We start from the raw sequence: 19,995 nt of genomic DNA, 5'->3' as shown, positions 1-19,995 counted from the left end.
TGGCATCGGCGACCGTCATACCGCCATAACGGACTATCGTGGTGGTATGACGGTCGTGACGAAAGAACGCTCTGACGCTGACGCTCGGATCACTGGCGATCCGGCCCCTCGTCAGTTGATCGTGACATTGTTCGGCCTCTACGGGCGAGCGGAGAAGAACTGGCTATCGGTGGCCGCGTTGGTGCGCTTGATGGCAGAACTCGGCGTCGACGGCCCTGCAGTGCGTTCGTCGATCTCGCGTCTCAAGCGTCGTGAGGTTCTCGCGAGTTCGCGACGCGGAACGTCGGCCGGGTACTCCATGTCGCCCTGGTTGCTCGACGTGCTCGCCGAAGGCGACGCTCGCATCTTCGGTCGGACTCGCGCAAGTATCGACGACGGTTGGCTGGTGGTGGTCTTCTCGGTGCCCGAATCGGAGCGCGAGAACCGGCATGCACTCCGCACCGAGTTGACTCGCCTCGGTTTCGGCACAGCCGCTTCCGGAGTATGGATCGCACCGGGGAACATCGAGCGCGAGGTTCGAGAGACCTTGGAGCGCAGGGATTTGCATCGGTACGTCGACATCTTCAGTGGTAGTCACATCGCGTTCGGCGACCTGCGGTCCAAAGTCCGAGACTGGTGGGACTTGGACGAATTGACGGCGCTGTACGCCGAATTCATCGATGCATACCGCCCGATCCTGAAACAATCCGACAAGGATGGATTTACGCCTGGGGAGGCGTTTGCTCACTACGTGGAGATGTTGACCATGTGGCGACGACTCCCGTATCGAGATCCTGGGCTGCCGCTGGATCTGCTGCCGGACGGATGGAATAGCGTCGTTGCAGAGGAGCTTTTCCGCGAACTCAATGCGGCGCTCAGTGGGCCGGCGCGCGACCATGCCCTGGAGGCAATTCACGCCTGATGGACTTGCTGTAGCAGTACGACTCCGGAGTGGTTTCGCGCAAAACAATTCGCGCGCAACCACTCCGGAGTCTCGTTTGTGGGGCCCTGTCACTCGTCGACGACGGCGATACCCTGAATTTCGATGAGCGCTTCCTTCTGCCACAGCGACGTGACGCCGATGCCGGCCATTGCCGGATATTCGGTGCCTGCCATTTCTCGCCACAGCCGACCGATTTCCCGGCCGTTGGCCTGGTAATCCGGAATATCGGTGAGGTAGATGGTGACACTGACCAGGTCGGAAGGCTTGCCGCCGGCCTCGACCAACGAGGTCAACGTATTGGACATCGCTTGCCGAAACTGCTCGATGATCCCACCCTCGACTATCTTGCCTTCGGTGTTGAGCGCGGTCTGACCAGCGAGATACACGGTGTTGCCGGCGCGTACCGCATGGGCAAATCCTGACGGCTTGAGCATTGTCGACGGATTGACTCGAGAAATAGCCATGTCTGTGTCCCCTGAGTAGGTGGGGGAAACTCTGTCGCCGCCCCCTCTATCGTGTTACATTGACCATCGTAAACAAAGCGCAACAAAATGTCACTCGACAGATTGCGGGTCGACGGACATTTACTCGATTCGATGCACGGAGGCATTGACGGCCATGCAACTACTCACAGTTCGCCTTTCGGACGGTCAGACCAGTGCGGCGGTCATGACGCCTAGCGGAGCGCGGTTGATTGCCTCCCCGGATGTCGGCACGCTTCTGGGCGAGGGTCAGAAATCCGAATTGGTGAGCCGTGCTGCAGATTCGGGCAAAAAGGTCAATCTTGATCAGGTGCAGGTCATGTCGGTCGTTCCGAACCCGAGGAAGATTCTTTGTTGCGGGTTGAACTATCGCGCGCATGTGCGTGAGATGAATCGTGAAGAACCCGCGTTCCCCACGCTTTTTGCCAAGTTTGCCGATACCTTGACCGGTCCGCACGACGACATCGTTCTTCCCGAATGTGCCACCGACGTCGACTGGGAAGCTGAACTTGCAGTTGTTGTCGGTGCGAACTTGCGAAACGCAGATGTCGACGAGGCTCGCCGCGGCATTGCCGGGTACACGGTGGCCAACGACATCTCGGTTCGCAGCTGGCAACGTCGAACCCTGCAATGGCTGCAGGGCAAGGCTTTCGACGCGACCACTCCTCTCGGCCCGGTCTTGGTCACCCCCGATGAGTTCGACCCGGCGTCGGGGGCAACAATCACATGCACCGTAGACGGGCGATTGGTTCAGGCCGGTACTACCGACGATCTGGTATTCAATCCTGCCGAACTACTGTCCTACATATCGCAATTCACGAAACTTGCACCAGGAGATGTGGTGTTGACCGGCACGCCGGGTGGCGTCGGCGCCGGTATGACGCCGCCGACATTCTTGGGCAACGGTGCGGTTGTCGAAGTCGAAATTCAAGGAATTGGCAAGTTGTCCAACACCGTCCGACTCGGATAACCGAGTCGACCAACCTTTTCCATACATACAGATTTTCTGTACACACGAAGGAGCGCAGCATATGTCGAACGATTCCGTCACCGAAGTTGTCCCTGTCGTCACCAGAAAGGGATTCGAGTATCAGGCGACCGCTCAGTCGGGCGGAGCCAAGCGCGTCTCGGGCGTGAGTATCCAGCACACCCCGGCCACCAAGATCTGGTACGGCAAGGTCACGAACGAACCAGGCTACCGTTCGCTTCCGCATCACCACGGTGAAGCCGAAACCGGCGGCTATGTCCTTACCGGTCATGGCCGCATCTACTTCGGAGAGAACTACACCGAGTTTGTGGATATGACCGAGGGTGACTTCGTTTTTGTGCCGCCGTACATGCCGCACGTCGAGGTCAACATGTCCCTCACAGATGAGTTGGTTTGGCTGACTACCCGCACACCGGACAACATCGTCGTCAACCTCCCCGATGTGGACGACGCCTCACTCGAAGGGTATCGACGCGCATGACACTCTCCAGTAAGCCGATGTTGGCGTCGTGGGACTTCGAGCGCGACGGTGACAACACGTTTATCGCTCGGCACCAAGTCATTCCGTCCGAACGCGCCTATGGCGGCGAGGTTGTCGCACAGGCTGTTGCAGCGACGATGAAGACGGTTTCGGATGACAGAGGTATTCACTCGTTCCACGGATACTTCCTTCGCGCCGGCGACGTCCACGAGCAGACGGTCTACGAGGTTGATCGCCTGCGTGACGGTCGAGGATTCTCGCAGCGTGCGGTGCGTGGGATTCAGTCCGGAAAGACGATCTTTCAGGGACTGGCCTCCTTTCATGTGGCTTCAGGCGGTGTGCGGCACCAGGATCCAATGCCAGTGGGCCTCGCAGATCCCGAGACGTTGCCGACCGCCGCAGAAGCGCTCGGCGATTCGACAGCGCGGGACGCGCAGTATTGGGCCAACGATCGCAGCTTCGACATCAGGCATTCACCGGAAGCGATCTACATCTCGGCAGACGGTGAGCGTACGCGTCGGCAGACGGTGTGGCTCAAGGCCTACGAGCGACTGCCTGACGATGTGAACGTGCATCGAGCAGCACTCGCCTACCTGTGTGACTACACGTTGCTCGAGCCGATCCTTCGGAACAACGGTGCGGCGTGGGCGGACCCCGGCGTGATCACTGCCAGCCTTGACCATGCGATGTGGTGGCACAACGACGGACGCGTCGACGAATGGATTGCGCTGGTTCAGGAATCGTCATTCGCCGGGAACGGTTTGGGACTTTCTCACGGAAGGATCTACACGCGAGACGGTCTCCTGCTGGCGACTGTTGCGCAGGAAGGCCTTGTCACCCTGCCTGACTAGCGAATCGGACAATTGAATCAAGCATGCCCGACGGTCTTTCGACTGTCGGGCATGTGTCGTGGCGCAGCGGAACTTGGTTGTCACGCCAAGTCGGTCAGAGCGGTTGGTGCAGTTCGCTGAAGATCAAGTTGGTCTGTGTGTTGGCGATGGCGGGATCGTTGAGGTGAGTGCTGACAAAATCCCTGAGCCGTGCGGGTGATTCGCAGGACACGTGTACGAGGAGATCGCGGTCCCCACTCATCAGAAATACGCGCTGAACCGAGTCCAGCCTGCTGATCTGCTCGGCAATGTCGGTCATCCGGTTTCGCGCGCGCGAATGCACCACGATGGACACCATCGCCGAGATCTCGAGGCCGAGCTTTTCCAGATCGATGTCTGCGTGAAACCCTTTGACAACTCCTGATTCTCGCAGAGCGCGCATACGGGCAAGGGCTGTCGACGGCGCGACACCCACCTTTTCGGCGAGTGCATTGTTGGGGATACGTGCGTCTCGGATGAGTTCGCGGAGGATCGCCGTATCGACGTCATCGAGCCGAACATGATTCGGCCGCGCCGCCACCGCCGCTTGTTCGATCGCATTAATCATCTGATTTCTCCCTGTCATTGCGAAGATATTCAGCATCTATTGACCTTGCTTGCTGTTGATTCTAGCTTTTGCCACACAGATCGAATTATTAAGCGGTCGAGGTTGAGTCAATCGACTGTATGGACTAAGGAGTCTGGATGCTTCCGAAGATCGGCCGGCTAGAAGGCGACGTGGAGGCTGGGCTGATCGACATCAGCCCGCAGATCTCCGAAGCGACGCCCGTGTGGCCAGGAGATACCGCGTTCGCCCGGGCTGTGACTTCGGACCTGAGCGACAGTGATCCGGTCACCATCAACAAGATCACGACCACCCCGCATATCGGCGCCCATGCCGACGCGCCGGCGCACACTCGCATCGACGGTGCGACCATCGGAGCTGTTCCCCTCACTCCCTATCTCGGCGAGGCCCTTGTGGTCGATGTGACGGGGGTTGTCGGCGCTGCCTGTATCGGTCCCGTCGAAGCGGCGACGGCGCGATTCGGCGGACGTCTACCGCAGCGACTGATTCTGCGTACCTATACGAAGTACCCGAGCGAATGGGAAAGCACTTTTGCCGGTGTCGCCCCGGAACTGACTCACTGGTTTGCAGACCGCGGTGGAGTTCTGATCGGAATCGACGGTGCTTCGTTCGATCCGATGGACAGCAAGACCATGGACGGCCACCACGCAGCAAGCGATCGTAACGTCGCGATCCTCGAAGGGCTCTGCCTCGACGGTGTCGAAGAGGGCATCTACGAGCTCATTGCTCTGCCGCTGAAGTTTCGAGACCTCGACGCAAGCCCGGTGCGGGCTGTACTGCGTACCTACTCGTAATCACCGCGTCACCAACACTTTCAGGAGAACTATGAATACGACTTCGCGCACACTCGAGTCTTTCGACGACTGCGTTCTCGCCGACGCCGAGGATCCGATCCGGTCAGTCCGAGACGAGTTCGATCTTCCGGTGGGAGTCCTGTACTTCGACGGAAACTCGCTCGGACCTCGTCCGAGGTCGGCGAGTGCATGTGTCGAGCGCGTAGTCCACGAAGAATGGGGGACGGGTCTGATCCGAAGCTGGAACACAGCCGGGTGGTTCGACCTTCCGGTACGGCTAGGTGACAAGCTTGCGACGCTGTTGGGCGCCGGCCAAGGCCAAGTAGCGGTAACTGATTCGACCTCGATCAACCTGTTCAAGTGCCTGGCGGCAGCACTGAGTATTGCGAAGCAGACGCAGCCCACCCGTCGTGTGATCGTCTCGGAGCGAGACAACTTTCCCAGCGATCTCTATATCGCGGAGGGGATCATCGGTTTTCTCGACAACGGATACGAATTGCGGCTGATCGACGATCCCGCGGAATTGCCGGCTGCTGTCGACTCTGATACCGCTGTTGTGATGCTGTCCCACGCGAATTATCGCACCGGATATCTGTACGACATGTCAGCGGTGACGGCGCAGATGCACGAGCGTGGCGCATTGATGATCTGGGACCTCGCCCATTCTGCCGGAGCAGTGGAGATCGACCTGGTAGGTGCAAATGCAGACTTCGCGGTCGGCTGCACGTACAAGTATCTCAACGGCGGTCCGGGATCACCGGCATTTCTTTGGGTGAACGAGCGGAATCTGCACGCGGGCAGGCAACCGCTCTCCGGGTGGTGGGGCCACGCGCGGCCGTTTGCGATGGAGCCAGGCTACGAGGCACATGACGGAATTCGACGCTTCCTTATCGGTACGCAACCGATCACGGCTCTGTCGCTTGTCGAGTGCGGCCTCGATATCGCCCTGCGTGTCGACATGGCTGAGATCCGGCAGAAGTCGCTCGCGTTAACCGACCTGTTCATCGCATTGGTCGAGCAGCGCTGCGCGGGTTTCGGTTTGGAGCTGATCACACCACTGGAGCATGACCGTCGTGGGTCTCATGTGAGTTTTGTTCATTCCGAGGGCTATTCGATCATGAAGGCTCTCATTGCGCGCGGAGTGATCGGTGACTATCGCGAACCTGGAGTACTGCGCTTCGGCGTCACTCCCTTGTACATCGGCTACGCCGACGTGTGGAACGCCGTGGACGCTCTGAGGGACATCCTCGAGAGCAGTTCTTGGGATCGCCCGGAGTTTCGTGAGCGCGACGCCGTCACCTGATCGTTCGACTTTCTGCGGTTCTGGTGCGGCCGCCTTCGTGAGGAGTTTTCCATGAGTGATTTCAAGAACATTCAGCAGCGAGAATCAGGTCTCAAACGCGAACTCGGCCCCAAACAGATGAGCATGATCGCGCTCGGTGGAGCAATCGGGACGGGACTATTTCTCGGCAGTAAATTTGCTATCGGCTTTGCCGGGCCGAGTGTGATCATCAGCTACGCAATCGGCGGTCTCATTGCACTGCTGTTGATGGGTGCGTTGGCCGAAATGACTGTCGCACACGCGACGTCGGGTTCGTTCGGTGCCTATGCAGAGTTCTACGTCGGACCCCTGATCGGGTTTCTCGTCCGCTATCTCTATTGGTCATGCATCGTGCTTGCAGTCGGTACCGAAGTCACGGCGATCGGTGAGTACATGCAGTTCTGGTTCGCCGACGTACCGTCGTGGATGTGGATCGTGTTGTTCTCCGGGGTGCTGATCGGCGTGAACATGTTCAACGTCAAGGCTTTCGGAACGATGGAGTACTGGTTCTCGACGGTCAAGGTATTCGCAATCGTGGCATTTATCGTCATGGCTGCGTATGTCGTGTTCGGCAGTGGAAATCCCGAGTACGGTTTCCATAACTACACCGCAGGTGGAGGGTTCTTCCCGAACGGACTGTCCGGCATGTGGTTTGCCGTCATCGTCTCGATCTTCAGCTACCTCAGTATCGAGATGATCGCCATCGCCGCGGGTGAGGCGGAGAATCCGGCAGTGGCGGTAAGGAAGGCGTTTCGGGTCACGATCGTTCGTCTATTCGTCTTCTACATCGCAACCTTGGCGTTGATACTCGCGATCGCCCCGATGGACAAGATCCTGGCGGGCGGCAGTCCGTTCGTCACGGTCATGCAGGTGGTCAATATCCCCGGCGCCGACAGTGTGCTCAACTTCGTTGTGATCATTGCTGCATTGTCAGCGATGAACAGCCAGCTCTACGTGTCGTCCCGAATGATGTTCTCGCTCTCCCGGGCAGGCGACGCGCCCGCCGTTCTCGGTAAGGTCCGATCCAATGGATCGCCTGTCAACGCATTGCTGTTGTCGACGTCGGGAATTGCGGTCGCGACGATCGTCTACGTGCTCTTTCCCGAGCAGGCCTTCACCTTGATGATCTCGCTGTCGATGTTCGGCGCCATGGCAACCTGGCTGCTGATCTTCGTCACGCACTGGTTCTTCCGCAAGCGGATGAAAGAGGACGGAACAAAACTCTCCTTCACCATTCCGTTCTTTCCCGTGGGGACAATTCTCGGCGGCGTCCTCATGGTCGCGATTCTGATCACCACGTTGTGGGTCGACGATTTCAAGATGACGCTGGTGTTCGGAGTTCCGTTTGTCCTGGCGGTGATCGGCATCTACTACTTCACCCGCTCGCGTCGTGCCCAGAGTCAAGCGGCGACAGCGGACCAGATTCAGGATGAGATCACGGGGACGGTAGTCAAGCGGGTTCCCTGACCGGAACTCGGCGTCACAGAGTCTCGCCGAAAAACTCCATAGTGCGTGACCAGGCGAGTGTTGCAGCGTCGGGGTTGTAGTGGTCGCCGGCGGTGTCGTTGTTGAACGCGTGGCCCGCGTCGGCATACCGGTACACCCGGGCGAGTTCGGAGGCGGCCTCGCGTAATTGTTCGACGCTCTCCGGCGGGATACCGGTGTCGAGGTCGCCGTAATGGCCGAGCCACGGAACCTTCAGTTGGGCAGCAAGTTCCGTCCCGGCAGCGATTCCTGACCATCGTGCTTCGGCAACCGCGCCGCCGTAGTAGGTGACCGCGGCATCGACAAGAGGAACAGTGGCGCACCACAGTGACGCGGTGCCACCCATGCAGAATCCGAGGGAGCCGACCTTGCCGGCTCCCTCGGACTTGCAGTACGCGACGGCGGCACGTACGTCGTGACCGATCCCCTCGCTGTTCAGCGCCATGAGAGAATTCTTGGCCGATGGAAAATCGGTGAAGAACGACTGTGATCCACGGTGGTAGAGGTGCGGAGCGACCGCAAGGTATCCGGCGTCGGCGAGGCGTAACAGGATGCTCTCGATATGAGCGTTGACGCCCCAGGCCTCCTGCAGCACGATCACCGCAGGTTTCTGCGTGGCAGGCGATTCGGGTCGGGCGATGCTCAGCGGTACGTCGTTCACCGTGCTCGAGAGAATGTCCATTCTCCGACTGTAAGCGAACGCTCAGCCCGTCGCAGCGAGCACCTCGGATTGTGTACGTAGCCACGCCATTGCTTCCATGCGGTAACCGTCGATACCTTTGTATTCGGCTATTTCCTGAGGTAGTTCGGTCACTATGGCCGCCAATTGCTCCGCCCATTGTGGGATTGCGGCGATGTCCGACAGCGGGGCCAGGTACGTGCGGATATTGAAGACCAGTGCTCCGGTCAAGGGAAGTCGGATCAGGTGTTCGAGTTCGATGCGGAGTTGGATTCGGCCCCAGTCTTTCTGGGAGATCAACTCCGGCATGTCGTGCATCCACTGTGGCATCGTTTCGAGGCTGGTGTCACGCAACCGGGAACCGACGGCGGAGAACGTCCAGTTCACCCGGCGATAGATCTGCTCTGTTGTCAGCATCCGCATGAAACTCTGGGCTCTGCCGGTTACGCCACCTGCGGTCAACCCAGGTACCGGTACGTGAATCTCGTCGAAACTCATCCCGATATCGAATTTCACGGACCAGTCGGCAGACGAGGTGACCAGTGCGGCGTCGAACCACAATTGGTCGTCGCGTTCGGTGAGCAGCAGAATATCGTCGGGTACCTGGCAACCGATGAATGTCAGTGGGTCTTCGGGAAGGGTGAACAGATCTCCGAGTGTGAAGCTCTGTTCGATCCCCAGTAGCCGATTGGTCCAGCGATGGCGATTACCCTTGCCTTCCAAGAACATCGAAGCCGGATAGGACGCGGCGAGTTGACGCATGAGAAACAGCATGACGTCCCAGCACGCCGGCATCATGTGCGGCAGCATCTGTGCCCGGCCTGGATCCCGATCGAGGATGTCGCGTCGTAGCTGCATCATGTAGAGGTAGTCGTCGCCGAGATCAACGACGTGTTCACCCCACTCGCCCGCCAGGGTTGTCGTCAACCGCGGTGCCGGTTGAACGTTGACGCCGTAGCGAAAGGTTCGGTCTTCGTCGGGGAACGGCCACGGCAAGGTTTTCAGATCACTCACAACTGCACTCCTCGAGTGGAAAGGCGGTGTTACGCGGCGACGGAGCCGAGGTAGCTCCCGTGATGCGAATTTCTGTGTACCCGGATATCGAGTAGTAGTCGGCACGAAGGGCATTCGTGTGCCGAGCCGGGACGGGTCTCGACCCGATGGGTGTGTGCGCAATGTGGGCAGAAGAGCGAAATTGTTCCCGTGCTCGTGACGCTGGATCGCACTTCGCATGGCAGTGCGCCGCAGGCACGTATGGCGGCCAGTGCTTGCATCACGTCGTACTCTGGACCGGCAACGGCAATGCGGGCACCGGTGTGGCAACCTGCCACCGATTGCTCGATGCGCGAGAGATCGAGTTGATTCTGAACGTGAACAGTCACCGATCGCCCGGCGGCGATTGCCTCGGTTGCCCAGTCGATCACGGTGTTTCGACCGTCGGGACACCCGCCGAGTGAGATGAGGAGAAACTCACGCCCGGCACTATCCAGTTCGGGGATTGCGGTCACGAGCCCACTCCTGCATGCGCGCGCAGCCAGTCCATTGCCGGTCCGCGGGTTTTGGTAATCCCTTTGTAGTCGGCCATGTCTTCCGGCAGGTCGTCGAGCACTGCGTGTAGACGCCGAGCCCAGACGGGAACCGATGCGATATCTCGCAGTGGCAGAAGGTAACTCCGGATGAGAAACATGATCGATCCGGAGGTTGCCAAGCGAATCAGGTGCTGTACCTCGACGCGGAGGAACAGTCGGTCGCCGACATCCTCGAGTGGTCCCTGTGCCAGGCTGGTTCGGTCGGGTCCCCACTGCGGATACGTCTCGGTGGAGGTGTCGAGTTTGCCGTCGACGGTCAAGGTCCAGTTGGTTCGGCGGTATCGCTCACCGGGTTCGAGGCGCATGAGAAAACTCTGGGCGCGGGAGACAACACCCTCGGCATGCACGCGAGGTACCGGGCCGTGGATCTGCAGAAAGCTCATACCGACGTCGAATCGCAATGACCAATCAGCTGCGAAGGTAACTACACCGGCGTCACCCCAGAGTTGTCCTTCTCGCTGATCGAGGAGGACGACATCTTCCTGAATCTGGTTGGTGGCAAACCGAAGTGGGTCGATCGGAAGTGTACCGAGATCGCCGACGACAAACCGCTGCTCGGTATCGAGCAATCCGTTTCGCCAGATCCAAGCCGTGCCGTCGCGTTCGAGACTCATGGAGTCCGGATAGCTCTCGGCGAGCATGCGCATGATCGACATCATGGCGTCCCACTGCGCCGGCATCATGTGGGGCAGACTCTGATATCGACTGGCGTCCGAAGTCAATATCCTTGTTCGCTCAGCCAATTCGTGATGGTAGTTCTCGTCGATCTCGATCGTGTGTTTGCCCCACTCGCCGGCGGCCGTTCCTGTACGTGTCCCGGCAGGTTCGACGTTGGTGCTGTAGCGGTACGAGTCCTTGGCAAAAGGGAACGGGAAGTTCGCAATTCGAGTGGGCACGTCGAGTAGTTCTGCCGATGTGTTCACAAGTTCAACTCCAATCGTGATCCCTCGGCCCGCGATACACAGGCCATCATCGATGTGCCACGGGATTTCTCCTCGTCGGTCAGATATAGATCGCGATGTGCAACGCTCCCGTCTGCCACCGGTATTCGGCACTCGCCGCATACTCCTTGACGGCAGAGATTGGGGATGGTGATGCCGTGCTGTTCGAGAGTCTCGAGGACACTTGTTCCGGAAGGTACGTCGAATTCTTGTCCGCTGCCGCGCAATGCGACGGTAAACGGTTGTCCGGGGTCCAGCCCCACGCCGCCGAAACGTTCGTAGTGAATGCGGGCACTCGGCCATCCCGCTGCTTTGGCGGCACCCTCGACGGCGTCGATCATCGCGCTGGGGCCGCACGTGTACAGGTGGGTGCCCAGTGGTTGTTTCAGCAGAGCCGGCCCCAGGTGGGCCCACAACTCCTGGCGTGAGGAGAAGACGTGCAGACGTGATCCGCACAGTTCGCGCAGTTCGGCCAGGTGCGCTGCGTCGGTTCCCCGCCACACGTACAGGACGGTGAAGGATCGACCCCATTGTGCGGCGGCCCGCGCGTGCGACAGTATCGGCGTCACACCGATTCCGCCGGCAACCAGCAAGTGATGCCGTGCCGTGAGTACCGGAGCGAACACACTGCGCGGGCGCGACGTGCGGATACTCGTGCCGATCTCCAAGTCGTGAATCCAGCGTGATCCACCTCTACCGCCTCGATCCAGCTGGACCGAAACGCAATAGTGATCCGGTTCGAGTTCCGGCCCGGTCATCGAATACGAATTGCGCCGCGGCATTCCCTGGGGTGTTGTACCGCAGTCGAGAACAAGGTGACTCCCGGGCGTGAAGGACGGAAGTGTTGAGCCGTCGGCGCTTTCGAGGCGGAGAGATCGGACACCGGCGCAGAGCATGGTGGCCTCTGTCAGCACCAAGGTCAACGACTTGGTGTCTGTGACGCCAGGTGCGTCCGTTGTTGCGGTCATCATTGCTCCTCGGCATCGGCCATGAACCCGAGATAGGCTCCGTACCTGCGGGATACATGGTGGTAGACAAACAAGTCGGTACGGCATCGCGGACAGGGGCTGAGTGCTCCGACAGGTGCATCTGTTTGGTGAACGTGCCGGCAATGCACGCAGTAGACCCGGCGTTGCGCGTCGCCTGTGACGTACGTCAGGATCTCTGCGGGTATGGCGCCGGCGGCGATTGCCACCGAACGTGTCTGTAGTACTTCGATTTCGGCGCCGATCACGATCAATCGCCAACCCACTCTCGCGGCAGCGAACTCTCGCTGCAACACTGCGGATGTCACGGCGCTCCACTGCGAGCCGAGTTTCAACCAGCTGACCCGGTGGCCGGAGTGCTCTCCGACGACCTGCTGCGCATCGGTGTGTGCGCGATCACCGAAGGAGACGACGGTGAAGTAGCGTCCGTCCGGATCGCTGAGAAGCCGCTCGGCGTCCCAGCGCGGAACGCTGGTCGACCGGGCACAGACGCTCACGACGGTGGCTTACGGTGCGAACGAGCGGTGGCCGACGTAGTAGGCCAGCGCGCGATCGGGGGTGGTGAACCTGATGCGCGAACCCTTGGGGAAGAAGATCGCATCTTTGGCCTTCGCGACACTCACTTGGCCGGTGTCGAGGTTTTCGAGAACGAACTCGCCTTCGAGGACCACCTTCATTTCGTCGTATTCGTAGAGGTAGTCGAGTGGAGCGTCGGTCTGGATCAATTCGAAGTAGCCCGCGGACATCGCTGAACCGTCTGGATTGGAGTAGACGTCGTCGATGAATCCCTTGGTGCCGGGGTACTCGGATTCGGGCATCTGGGGGAGGTCTGCCCAGAAGTCTGCGGTGACGCGGAACTCTGCCGGTGTGGTGGACGTCGTAGAAATGCTCATCGGTGCTCCTGAGGGAATGGGATGGTTGAAAGAGCGTCCGATCGCAGGGATGTGATCGCTGACGTGAAACTTACTGTAATGAGAGGAAACTGATTTTCGGTTACGTGGCGGTAAACAAAATCTCCGTAATCTGTTTTGCTGCAACTTGATTAGAAATTCACCAGTGCCGACGGTGCCGTCATCACAACCTCACTTGGGCGTAACGAGATGGACATATCAACCTTGTTTCCTGTTAGATGACAGTGATTCACCCAGTGAAACCGGAATAGCCGACCACGTTGGGTGGAACTAGGGCCCTGCGTGAAACTAGGAGTCTCGATGGCGATCGACACCGCCGAACTGAATGAAACAGCGGCAGAGTTGCATGCAGTGCCCCAGGCAATCCCGGATGCAGTGACAGGTGAGCGCCCGATGGACCTGGCAACGCGAGCGCGGGCCGACGGAACACGATTCATCCTCGCGGTATTCGTCAATCTCGCCGGTAAACCGTGCGCGAAGTTGGTGCCGATCGAATCGGTGGAAGAACTGCAGACAGAGGGCGTCGGATTTGCGGGTTACGCAGCCGGCGCGATGGGGCAGGAGCCGAAGGATCCCGATCTCGTGGCGATCCCCGACCCAACCTCCTACACCCCTATTCCATTTATCCGGCCCGGCCTTGCGCTGGTGCACTGCGATCCGCATGTCGAGGGCAAGCCTTGGCCCTACGCACCGAGAGTGATGCTGCGATCCGTGCTCGCGGAGGCAGCGGAGATGGGCTTGGACGTGAACGTAGGAGCGGAGATCGAGTACTTCCTCGTGGACAAGGACGAGAGCGGAGCCCTGCGCACCGCAGACACTCTCGATACCTCACGCCAACCGTGCTACGACGCCCGCGATGTCACCCGCATGTACGAGCACCTGACGTCGATTTCTACTGCCATGAACAAGCTGGGGTGGGGAAACTACGCCAACGACCACGAGGACGGAAACGGGCAGTTCGAACAGAATTTCAACTACTCGGATGCGATGACCACCGCCGACCGAGTGATCACCTTGCGTTACCTGATCTCCGTCCTTGCCGAAGAACGCGGTATGACTGCAACATTCATGCCGAAGCCCTTCGCCGACCGTACGGGGAGCGGCATGCATATGCATCTCTCGCTCTGGCGAGACGGAGAATCGGCATTCCCGGATTCGACGGACGAGCGAGGCCTCGGATTGTCGTCGACCGCGTACTCCTTCATCGCCGGAATTCTCGACCATGCGTGTGCACTCCAAGGAGTGATTGCCCCGACGGTCAACTCGTACAAGAGAACCGGAGCCACCGCAACGACCAGTGGCGCAACGTGGTCACCGCGGCATGCGACGTACGGCGGCAACGACCGCACACACTATCTCCGGGTTCCCGATCGCAACCGCGTCGAACTGCGTGGTGGTGACGGCTCTGCCAACCCGTATCTTGCCGCCGCCGCGACGATCGCAGCCGGTCTGGACGGTATTCGGCGCGAACTGGACCCAGGCGAACCGGGAGGCGCATCGACGTCGGATTCGCTGCCGATGACGTTGCTGCACGCCATGGATGCCTTGGCCGCAGACCCCGTGGTGACCGGGGCGCTGAATTCTGCGGGCGCCGACGTGGCTGGGTACTTCACGACCCTCAAGCGTGAAGAGTTCTTCCAGTGGCACAACACGGTAACTCCCTGGGAAGTGGACAACTACCTCACCGCGTTCTGATTCTCGTATTCCTTCGCAAGAGACAAGGAGACTGCCCATGTGTGGCATTGTCGGGCTTCATCTGAGAGAGCCCTCGCTGTATCCCCGCCTCGGTGAACTGCTCACCGGAATGCTGGGCGAAATGGTGGATCGTGGACCGGATTCTGCCGGTATGGCGATCTACGGAGACCCGACGTGGTCACCGGCCGGGCACAGTTCGGTGTCGGTACTCGGTGCGGGATCAGACGCTGTGTTCTTGGCGGACAGTCTCACCGAGTCGGTGGGTGCTGCGGTGACTGTACTCGAGGCGGATCCCACCACCGTCATCCACGCCGCCGTTCCGACTGACGTTCTTCTGGCGGCAGTCCGTGAGATGCTCCCCGCAGCGGTGATCATCGGATTCGGTGAGGATGTCACCGTTCTGAAGGGAATGGGCAACCCGCTCGAGTTGGCGCGTGGATTCGGCTTGCCGTCGGCATCGGGGTGGCAAGGTGTTGCGCATACCCGTATGGCAACGGAATCGGCTGTGACGGCGGCAGGTTCACATCCCTTCGCCGTCGGCCCGGACCAATGCCTCGTACATAACGGGTCGTTCTCCAATCACCTGACGATGAAACGTGAACTCGAATCGGAAGGTGTGGTCTTCGACAGTGAGAACGACACGGAGGTAGGTGCGAGGTTCGTAGCCAAGCAACTCTCCGAAGGTGTCGACCTCGAGAAGGCGCTCCGACTGTTGGGTGAGCGATTCGACGGGTTTTACACCCTGCTGGTCTCGACCAGTGATTCCTTTGCGGTAGTGCGTGATCCGATTGCCTGCAAGCCTGCGATCGTCGCCGAGACGGATCAGTACGTCGCGATGGCCTCCGAATACCGCGCACTTGCGGGATTGCCCGGAATCGACCAGGCACACATTTTCGAACCAGAGCCGGAAGAGGTTTACGTATGGCACCGATGACAGCAGTTCCGGTAGATTCCGCACCGGTCACGCTCTCTACCAAATCTTTTGATCTCGATATCACCGAAACCCGAGATTTCAACGCCGCACTTCAGTCCACCGAGGCTCCGAGCAGCGTGAGCGTGAGTCATCCGGCCGGTAAGCATGCACTCGCGTGCGGATTGAATCAGCCGATAGACGTCACAATCGACGGGCACGTCGGCTACTACTGCGCCGGGATGAATCAGCAGGCCTCGGTGACCGTCAACGGAAACGCCGGTGTCGGAGTTGCCGAGAACATGATGTCGGGGACAGTGCGGGTACGCGGCGACGCGTCGCAGTCCGCGGGTGCGACGGCCCACGGCGGACTGTTGGTGGTGGAAGGCAATGCTGCTGCGCGCTGCGGTATTTCGATGAAGGGCGTCGACATCGTGGTCGGTGGAAACATCGGACACATGAGCGCGTTCATGGGGCAGGCCGGTCGGCTGGTTGTTCTCGGAGATGCCGGTGAAGCGTTGGGAGATTCGCTGTACGAAGCTCGGATCTACGTTCGCGGAACCGTGGCGTCTCTCGGCGCCGACTGCATCAAGAAGGAGATGCGCCCCGAGCATCTCGTCGAGCTTCAGGAACTGCTGGGCGCAGCCGGATTCGACGCAGATCCACGTGAGTTCACCCGTTACGGCTCCGCCCGGTCGCTGTACAACTTCCACGTCGACAACGCTTCGGCGTACTGAATCTTTTTCTCCGAAGGAGCCTTCCATGACCACTCCGAGCACAACCGCACCATGGCTTCGTGAATCCGCGACCTTCGACCGCGGGGTCATCCACGAGATCCAGAGGGCCGCAGACACCGGGATCTACGACATCCGCGGCTGGGGCGCAAAGCGAAAACTGCCGCATTTCGACGATCTGCTGTTCCTCGGCGCGTCGATGTCGCGGTACCCGTTGGAAGGGTATCGCGAGAAGTGCGACACCGATGTGGTGCTCGGTGGCCGTCATGCGAAGTTTCCGCTGCACCTGGATATTCCGATCACGATTGCGGGGATGAGCTTCGGCGCATTGTCCGGTCAGGCCAAGGAAGCTCTGGGGCGCGGGGCCAGTGAAGTGGGCACATCCACAACCACCGGCGACGGCGGAATGACGCCGGAGGAGAGGGGACAGTCCAAGAATCTGGTGTACCAGTACCTACCGTCGCGTTACGGCATGAACCCGGACGATCTTCGGAAGGCGGATGCCATCGAGATCGTGCTCGGTCAGGGCGCCAAGCCTGGTGGCGGCGGAATGCTGTTGGGCCAGAAGATCACCGAGCGTGTTGCCGGAATGCGAACGCTGCCGATGGGGGTGGACCAGCGAAGCGCCTGCCGCCATCCGGACTGGACTGGCCCTGACGACTTGGCGATCAAGATCATCGAATTGCGTGAGATCACGGGTTGGGAGAAGCCGATCTACGTCAAGGTGGGCGCAACACGCACCTACTACGACGTGAAACTTGCCGTGAAAGCCGGCGCCGATGTCGTGGTGGTGGACGGTATGCAGGGTGGGACGGCTGCCACTCAGGACGTGTTCATCGAACACGTCGGAATTCCCACGCTGGCCGCGATTCCACAAGCAGTACAGGCTTTGCAGGAGATGGGCGTTCATCGTGGGAGCGGTGACGGTTCGGTGCAGTTGATCGTCTCCGGCGGAATCCGAAGCGGCGCAGATGTTGCCAAGGCGATGGCGTTGGGCGCAGACGCTGTTGCCATCGGGACAGCGGCACTCATTGCGCTGGGCGACAACCACCCCCGGTTTGCGGAGCAGTACGCGGAGATCGGATCTGCTCCCGGGTTCTACGATGATTTTCAGGCGGGGCGTGATCCGGCCGGAATCACCACTCAGGATCCAGAGTTGGCAAAGAACCTCGATCCGGTTGACGCCGGTCGACGCCTCGCGAACTACTTGCGGGTTCTGACGATGGAAGCACAGACCCTGGCGCGGGCCTGCGGCAAATCGCACCTCCGCAATCTCGAACCGCAGGATCTGGTTGCGTTGACAGTGGAGGCCTCGGCAATGGCTCGGGTGCCGCTAGCCGGCACCAGCTGGATCCCCGGGGCGATGTAACACGAATGTAAGCCACACAATCAGTGACGGCGCGTCTACTCCCAGTAGACGCGCCGTTAGGCTTGTCCTATGACGACGTCGAAGCGCAGTGTCCACCGAGACACGGGAGACCCGGCACCGGAGCAGCGCGAAGTTCCTGCGGACACTCCGACCGGCCTCGACCTCGAGAAGGTGATCGCAGCCCAGGTGCGCAAGCTCCGGTTGGCCAGTGGTCTGTCGGTCGGGGACATGGCTACGAGAGTCGGGATCTCGAAGGCGATGCTGTCCAAGATCGAGAATGCCCAGACGTCTTGCAGTCTCTCCACCCTGGCCCGCCTCGCGGCCGGTCTCGACGTGCCGGTCACCTCTCTCTTCCGCGGAGCCGATGCCAAGCGGGACGCGGTCTTCGTCGAAGCCGGCCACGGTGCGGAGATCGTCGGCCGCGGCACCCGGGTCGGGCACCATTACGAACTGCTCGGTGCGTTGCGCGGGCAGAACAAACGACTCGAACCCGTTCTTGTCACGTTGACCGACGCCAGTGAAGTGTTTCCGCTCTTTCAGCACCCCGGTACCGAACTGCTGTACATGCTCGAAGGTGAAATGATCTACGGCCATGGCGACTCGGAGTATCGCTTGCGTCCAGGAGACTCGCTCCTGCTCGACGGTGAGGGGCTGCACGGACCGAACGAGTTGGTGGAGTTACCTATTCGATTCCTGGCAGTGACTGCCTACCCTGACAATCACCAGGGCTGAACAGCAGTGTGCCCCTGCGCTCGATGTCGAGAGCAGGGGCACACTTCGGGACGTCTGCGAGACTACGAACTGCTTTCTACTGCGGTTGCAGCTTTGGTGGTCATGGATTCGGCGGCAACAGATACCGCGTCGGGCTGGTGCTTCGTGGAACTGGTCATCGAGACGGAATCCATGACGTACGCGGTTTCGCCGTGAACAGCCACGTCGAGGCCCTCGTACTCGGTTTCCGGGTTGACACGTAGGCCCATCGCGAGGTCGATACCCTTTGCGATGATGAACGTGACGATAAACGAGTAGGCGACCACAGCGGCCACTGCCACGCTCTGCTTGCCCAGTAGCTCGAGGCCACCCCCGTAGAACAGTCCCTGAGCTCCGCTGGGCGCCTCGGGTACGGCGAGCAAACCGACAAGCAGAGTGCCGAGGATGCCGCCGACGAGGTGGATCCCGACCACGTCGAGCGCGTCGTCGTAGCCGAGCTTGAACTTGAACGAAATGGCGAAGCAGCACAACGCGCCTGCTGCTGCACCGACGATCAACGCACCCATCGGTGAGACTGCACCACACGCAGGGGTGATGGCGACCAGGGCCGCGATCAGACCGGAAGCAGCGCCGAGCGTCGTAGCGTGACCCTCACGGAACTTTTCGACGACGAGCCAGGCGCAGATGCCGGCACACGCGGCGGCGACGGTATTCAAGATGACTACCGACGCATTGTTGTTGGCAGCCAGTGCAGAACCGCCGTTGAACCCGAACCAGCCGAAGAACAGGATGCCGGCGCCGAGGATGGTCAGTGGAACGCTGTGCGGCCGTGGCGCGTTCGGGAATGTACGACGCTTACCGAGTACCAGGATCACCGCGAGTGCGGCGATACCGGCATTGATGTGCACAGCGGTTCCACCCGCGAAGTCCACTGCGGCAAGTTTATTGGCGATCCAGCCGCCGACGACGCTGCCGTCGGCGGAGTCGAAGGCAAATACCCAATGCGCAACCGGGAAGTACACGAGAGTGGCCCAGATCCCGGCAAAGATCATCCAGGCGCCGAACTTGAGGCGGTCGGCAAACGCTCCTGAGATCAGTGCGACGGTGATGCCGGCGAACAGAAGCTGGAATCCTGCCACCAATGCGGGCGGCAGCGCGGGTTCGGCGGGTGCTTCGAGAAGCTGCCCCAAACCGATGTATTCGAGTGGGTCGCCGAGTAATCCGAGTCCGCCCAGTGAATTGCCGAGGACTGCGGAGTATCCGAAAATGATCCAGAGAACGCCGACAACGGCAAAGCCGCCGAAGGTCATCATGACCATATTGAGAGTGCTTCGGACACTGACCATTCCGCCGTAGAACAGGGCCAGTCCGGGAACCATGAGAGATACGGCAGTGAATGCAGCCAAGATCCACGCGGTATCTGCGGCAATGATTGCCTGATCCATATGTGTCCACCTTGTTGAGTCCGGAGTGATCGCCGTTCGAATGCGACGTGTGTTCGGCGATGTGTCTTATGCGGTGAATCACCGTCACCCGAGAGTG

Annotated in this window: 22 protein-coding genes; 12 read left to right on the top strand and 10 right to left on the bottom strand. The window is 60.1% G+C overall.

What is annotated here, in order from left to right:
* Window positions 1-46: 46 nt before the first annotated feature.
* Window positions 47-901: a PaaX family transcriptional regulator gene (locus KYT97_RS17375; RefSeq protein WP_042953136.1), complete on the top strand. Its 855-nt coding sequence runs from the start codon at window positions 47-49 to the stop codon at window positions 899-901.
* An 89-nt stretch (window positions 902-990) separates the two neighbouring features.
* On the opposite strand, the gene KYT97_RS17370 is transcribed toward KYT97_RS17375, so the two are convergent.
* A complete protein-coding gene (locus KYT97_RS17370; RefSeq protein ID WP_219110324.1) occupies window positions 991-1,386 on the bottom strand; it encodes a RidA family protein in 396 nt (131 codons plus the stop codon).
* Between the two features lie 154 nt (window positions 1,387-1,540).
* Between KYT97_RS17370 and KYT97_RS17365 the strand changes: the two genes are divergently transcribed.
* The 3 genes from KYT97_RS17365 (at window position 1,541) to KYT97_RS17355 (ending at window position 3,724) form a co-directional block, all read left to right on the top strand.
* Window positions 1,541-2,374: a fumarylacetoacetate hydrolase family protein gene (locus tag KYT97_RS17365; protein ID WP_219110323.1), complete on the top strand. Its 834-nt coding sequence runs from the start codon at window positions 1,541-1,543 to the stop codon at window positions 2,372-2,374.
* Window positions 2,375-2,435: 61 nt separating this feature from the next.
* Window positions 2,436-2,873 carry a cupin domain-containing protein gene (locus tag KYT97_RS17360; protein WP_042953132.1) on the top strand — a complete coding sequence of 146 codons (438 nt, stop codon included), beginning with the start codon at window positions 2,436-2,438 and terminating at the stop codon, window positions 2,871-2,873.
* Entirely contained in the window at window positions 2,870-3,724 is an 855-nt protein-coding gene (locus KYT97_RS17355; RefSeq protein ID WP_219110322.1) for an acyl-CoA thioesterase, read from the top strand. The genes KYT97_RS17360 and KYT97_RS17355 overlap by 4 nt, the downstream gene beginning before the upstream one ends.
* 94 nt (window positions 3,725-3,818) lie before the next feature.
* Here KYT97_RS17355 and KYT97_RS17350 read toward each other — a convergent pair whose 3' ends face one another.
* Window positions 3,819-4,310, bottom strand: coding sequence for an Lrp/AsnC family transcriptional regulator (locus KYT97_RS17350; RefSeq protein WP_219110321.1), 492 nt, complete (start codon window positions 4,308-4,310; stop codon window positions 3,819-3,821).
* 137 nt (window positions 4,311-4,447) lie between these two features.
* Between KYT97_RS17350 and KYT97_RS17345 the strand changes: the two genes are divergently transcribed.
* The 3 genes from KYT97_RS17345 to KYT97_RS17335 are packed head-to-tail and all read left to right on the top strand — an operon-like array spanning window position 4,448 to window position 7,910.
* Window positions 4,448-5,122: a cyclase family protein gene (locus KYT97_RS17345; RefSeq protein ID WP_219110320.1), complete on the top strand. Its 675-nt coding sequence runs from the start codon at window positions 4,448-4,450 to the stop codon at window positions 5,120-5,122.
* Window positions 5,123-5,153: 31 nt separating this feature from the next.
* On the top strand, window positions 5,154-6,425 hold the full coding sequence (gene kynU, locus KYT97_RS17340) for a kynureninase (RefSeq protein WP_219110319.1): 1,272 nt from the start codon (window positions 5,154-5,156) through the stop codon (window positions 6,423-6,425).
* Between the two features lie 51 nt (window positions 6,426-6,476).
* Window positions 6,477-7,910, top strand: a complete 1,434-nt coding sequence (locus tag KYT97_RS17335; protein WP_095887331.1) for an amino acid permease — start codon at window positions 6,477-6,479, stop codon at window positions 7,908-7,910.
* Between the two features lie 13 nt (window positions 7,911-7,923).
* Here the strand turns inward: KYT97_RS17335 and KYT97_RS17330 are convergent, their stop codons facing one another.
* The 7 genes from KYT97_RS17330 to KYT97_RS17300 are packed head-to-tail and all read right to left on the bottom strand — an operon-like array spanning window position 7,924 to window position 13,016.
* A complete protein-coding gene (locus KYT97_RS17330) occupies window positions 7,924-8,610 on the bottom strand; it encodes a dienelactone hydrolase family protein (protein ID WP_219110318.1) in 687 nt (228 codons plus the stop codon).
* A gap of 21 nt (window positions 8,611-8,631) precedes the next feature.
* Entirely contained in the window at window positions 8,632-9,621 is a 990-nt protein-coding gene (locus KYT97_RS17325) for a heme-dependent oxidative N-demethylase family protein (protein ID WP_233365827.1), read from the bottom strand.
* Window positions 9,622-9,650: 29 nt separating this feature from the next.
* Window positions 9,651-10,115 carry a dimethylamine monooxygenase subunit DmmA family protein gene (locus KYT97_RS17320; protein WP_219110316.1) on the bottom strand — a complete coding sequence of 155 codons (465 nt, stop codon included), beginning with the start codon at window positions 10,113-10,115 and terminating at the stop codon, window positions 9,651-9,653.
* Window positions 10,112-11,119: a heme-dependent oxidative N-demethylase family protein gene (locus KYT97_RS17315; protein WP_219110315.1), complete on the bottom strand. Its 1,008-nt coding sequence runs from the start codon at window positions 11,117-11,119 to the stop codon at window positions 10,112-10,114. Before KYT97_RS17315 ends, KYT97_RS17320 begins: the two co-directional genes overlap by 4 nt.
* Window positions 11,116-12,105 (bottom strand): PDR/VanB family oxidoreductase, encoded by a 990-nt coding sequence (locus KYT97_RS17310; RefSeq protein WP_219110314.1) that lies wholly within the window; start codon window positions 12,103-12,105, stop codon window positions 11,116-11,118. Before KYT97_RS17310 ends, KYT97_RS17315 begins: the two co-directional genes overlap by 4 nt.
* Complete coding sequence (locus KYT97_RS17305) at window positions 12,105-12,620, bottom strand: dimethylamine monooxygenase subunit DmmA family protein (protein ID WP_219110313.1); 516 nt, start codon at window positions 12,618-12,620, stop codon at window positions 12,105-12,107. Before KYT97_RS17305 ends, KYT97_RS17310 begins: the two co-directional genes overlap by 1 nt.
* Before the next feature lie 9 nt (window positions 12,621-12,629).
* Window positions 12,630-13,016, bottom strand: coding sequence for a cupin domain-containing protein (locus KYT97_RS17300; protein ID WP_045065424.1), 387 nt, complete (start codon window positions 13,014-13,016; stop codon window positions 12,630-12,632).
* A gap of 318 nt (window positions 13,017-13,334) precedes the next feature.
* Between KYT97_RS17300 and glnT the strand changes: the two genes are divergently transcribed.
* The 5 genes from glnT (at window position 13,335) to KYT97_RS17275 (ending at window position 18,474) form a co-directional block, all read left to right on the top strand.
* The gene (gene glnT, locus KYT97_RS17295) at window positions 13,335-14,729 is read left to right on the top strand and encodes a type III glutamate--ammonia ligase (RefSeq protein WP_045065421.1); all 1,395 of its coding nucleotides are present in this window, start codon (window positions 13,335-13,337) and stop codon (window positions 14,727-14,729) included.
* Window positions 14,730-14,766: 37 nt separating this feature from the next.
* Complete coding sequence (locus KYT97_RS17290) at window positions 14,767-15,663, top strand: class II glutamine amidotransferase (protein ID WP_033233604.1); 897 nt, start codon at window positions 14,767-14,769, stop codon at window positions 15,661-15,663.
* A complete protein-coding gene (locus KYT97_RS17285; RefSeq protein ID WP_033233603.1) occupies window positions 15,651-16,376 on the top strand; it encodes a GltB/FmdC/FwdC-like GXGXG domain-containing protein in 726 nt (241 codons plus the stop codon). Before KYT97_RS17290 ends, KYT97_RS17285 begins: the two co-directional genes overlap by 13 nt.
* Window positions 16,377-16,401: 25 nt before the next feature.
* Window positions 16,402-17,742: an FMN-binding glutamate synthase family protein gene (locus tag KYT97_RS17280; RefSeq protein WP_219110312.1), complete on the top strand. Its 1,341-nt coding sequence runs from the start codon at window positions 16,402-16,404 to the stop codon at window positions 17,740-17,742.
* 69 nt (window positions 17,743-17,811) lie between these two features.
* Window positions 17,812-18,474: a helix-turn-helix domain-containing protein gene (locus tag KYT97_RS17275; RefSeq protein ID WP_095887324.1), complete on the top strand. Its 663-nt coding sequence runs from the start codon at window positions 17,812-17,814 to the stop codon at window positions 18,472-18,474.
* A 62-nt stretch (window positions 18,475-18,536) separates the two neighbouring features.
* Here the strand turns inward: KYT97_RS17275 and KYT97_RS17270 are convergent, their stop codons facing one another.
* Window positions 18,537-19,898 (bottom strand): ammonium transporter, encoded by a 1,362-nt coding sequence (locus tag KYT97_RS17270; protein ID WP_033233600.1) that lies wholly within the window; start codon window positions 19,896-19,898, stop codon window positions 18,537-18,539.
* Window positions 19,899-19,995 lie beyond the last annotated feature (97 nt).

This window comes from Rhodococcus globerulus (assembly GCF_019334125.1).
In the GTDB taxonomy this organism is placed as follows: Bacteria; Actinomycetota; Actinomycetes; order Mycobacteriales; family Mycobacteriaceae; genus Rhodococcus_F; species Rhodococcus_F globerula.
This window is presented reverse-complemented; position numbering and strand designations above follow the sequence as displayed.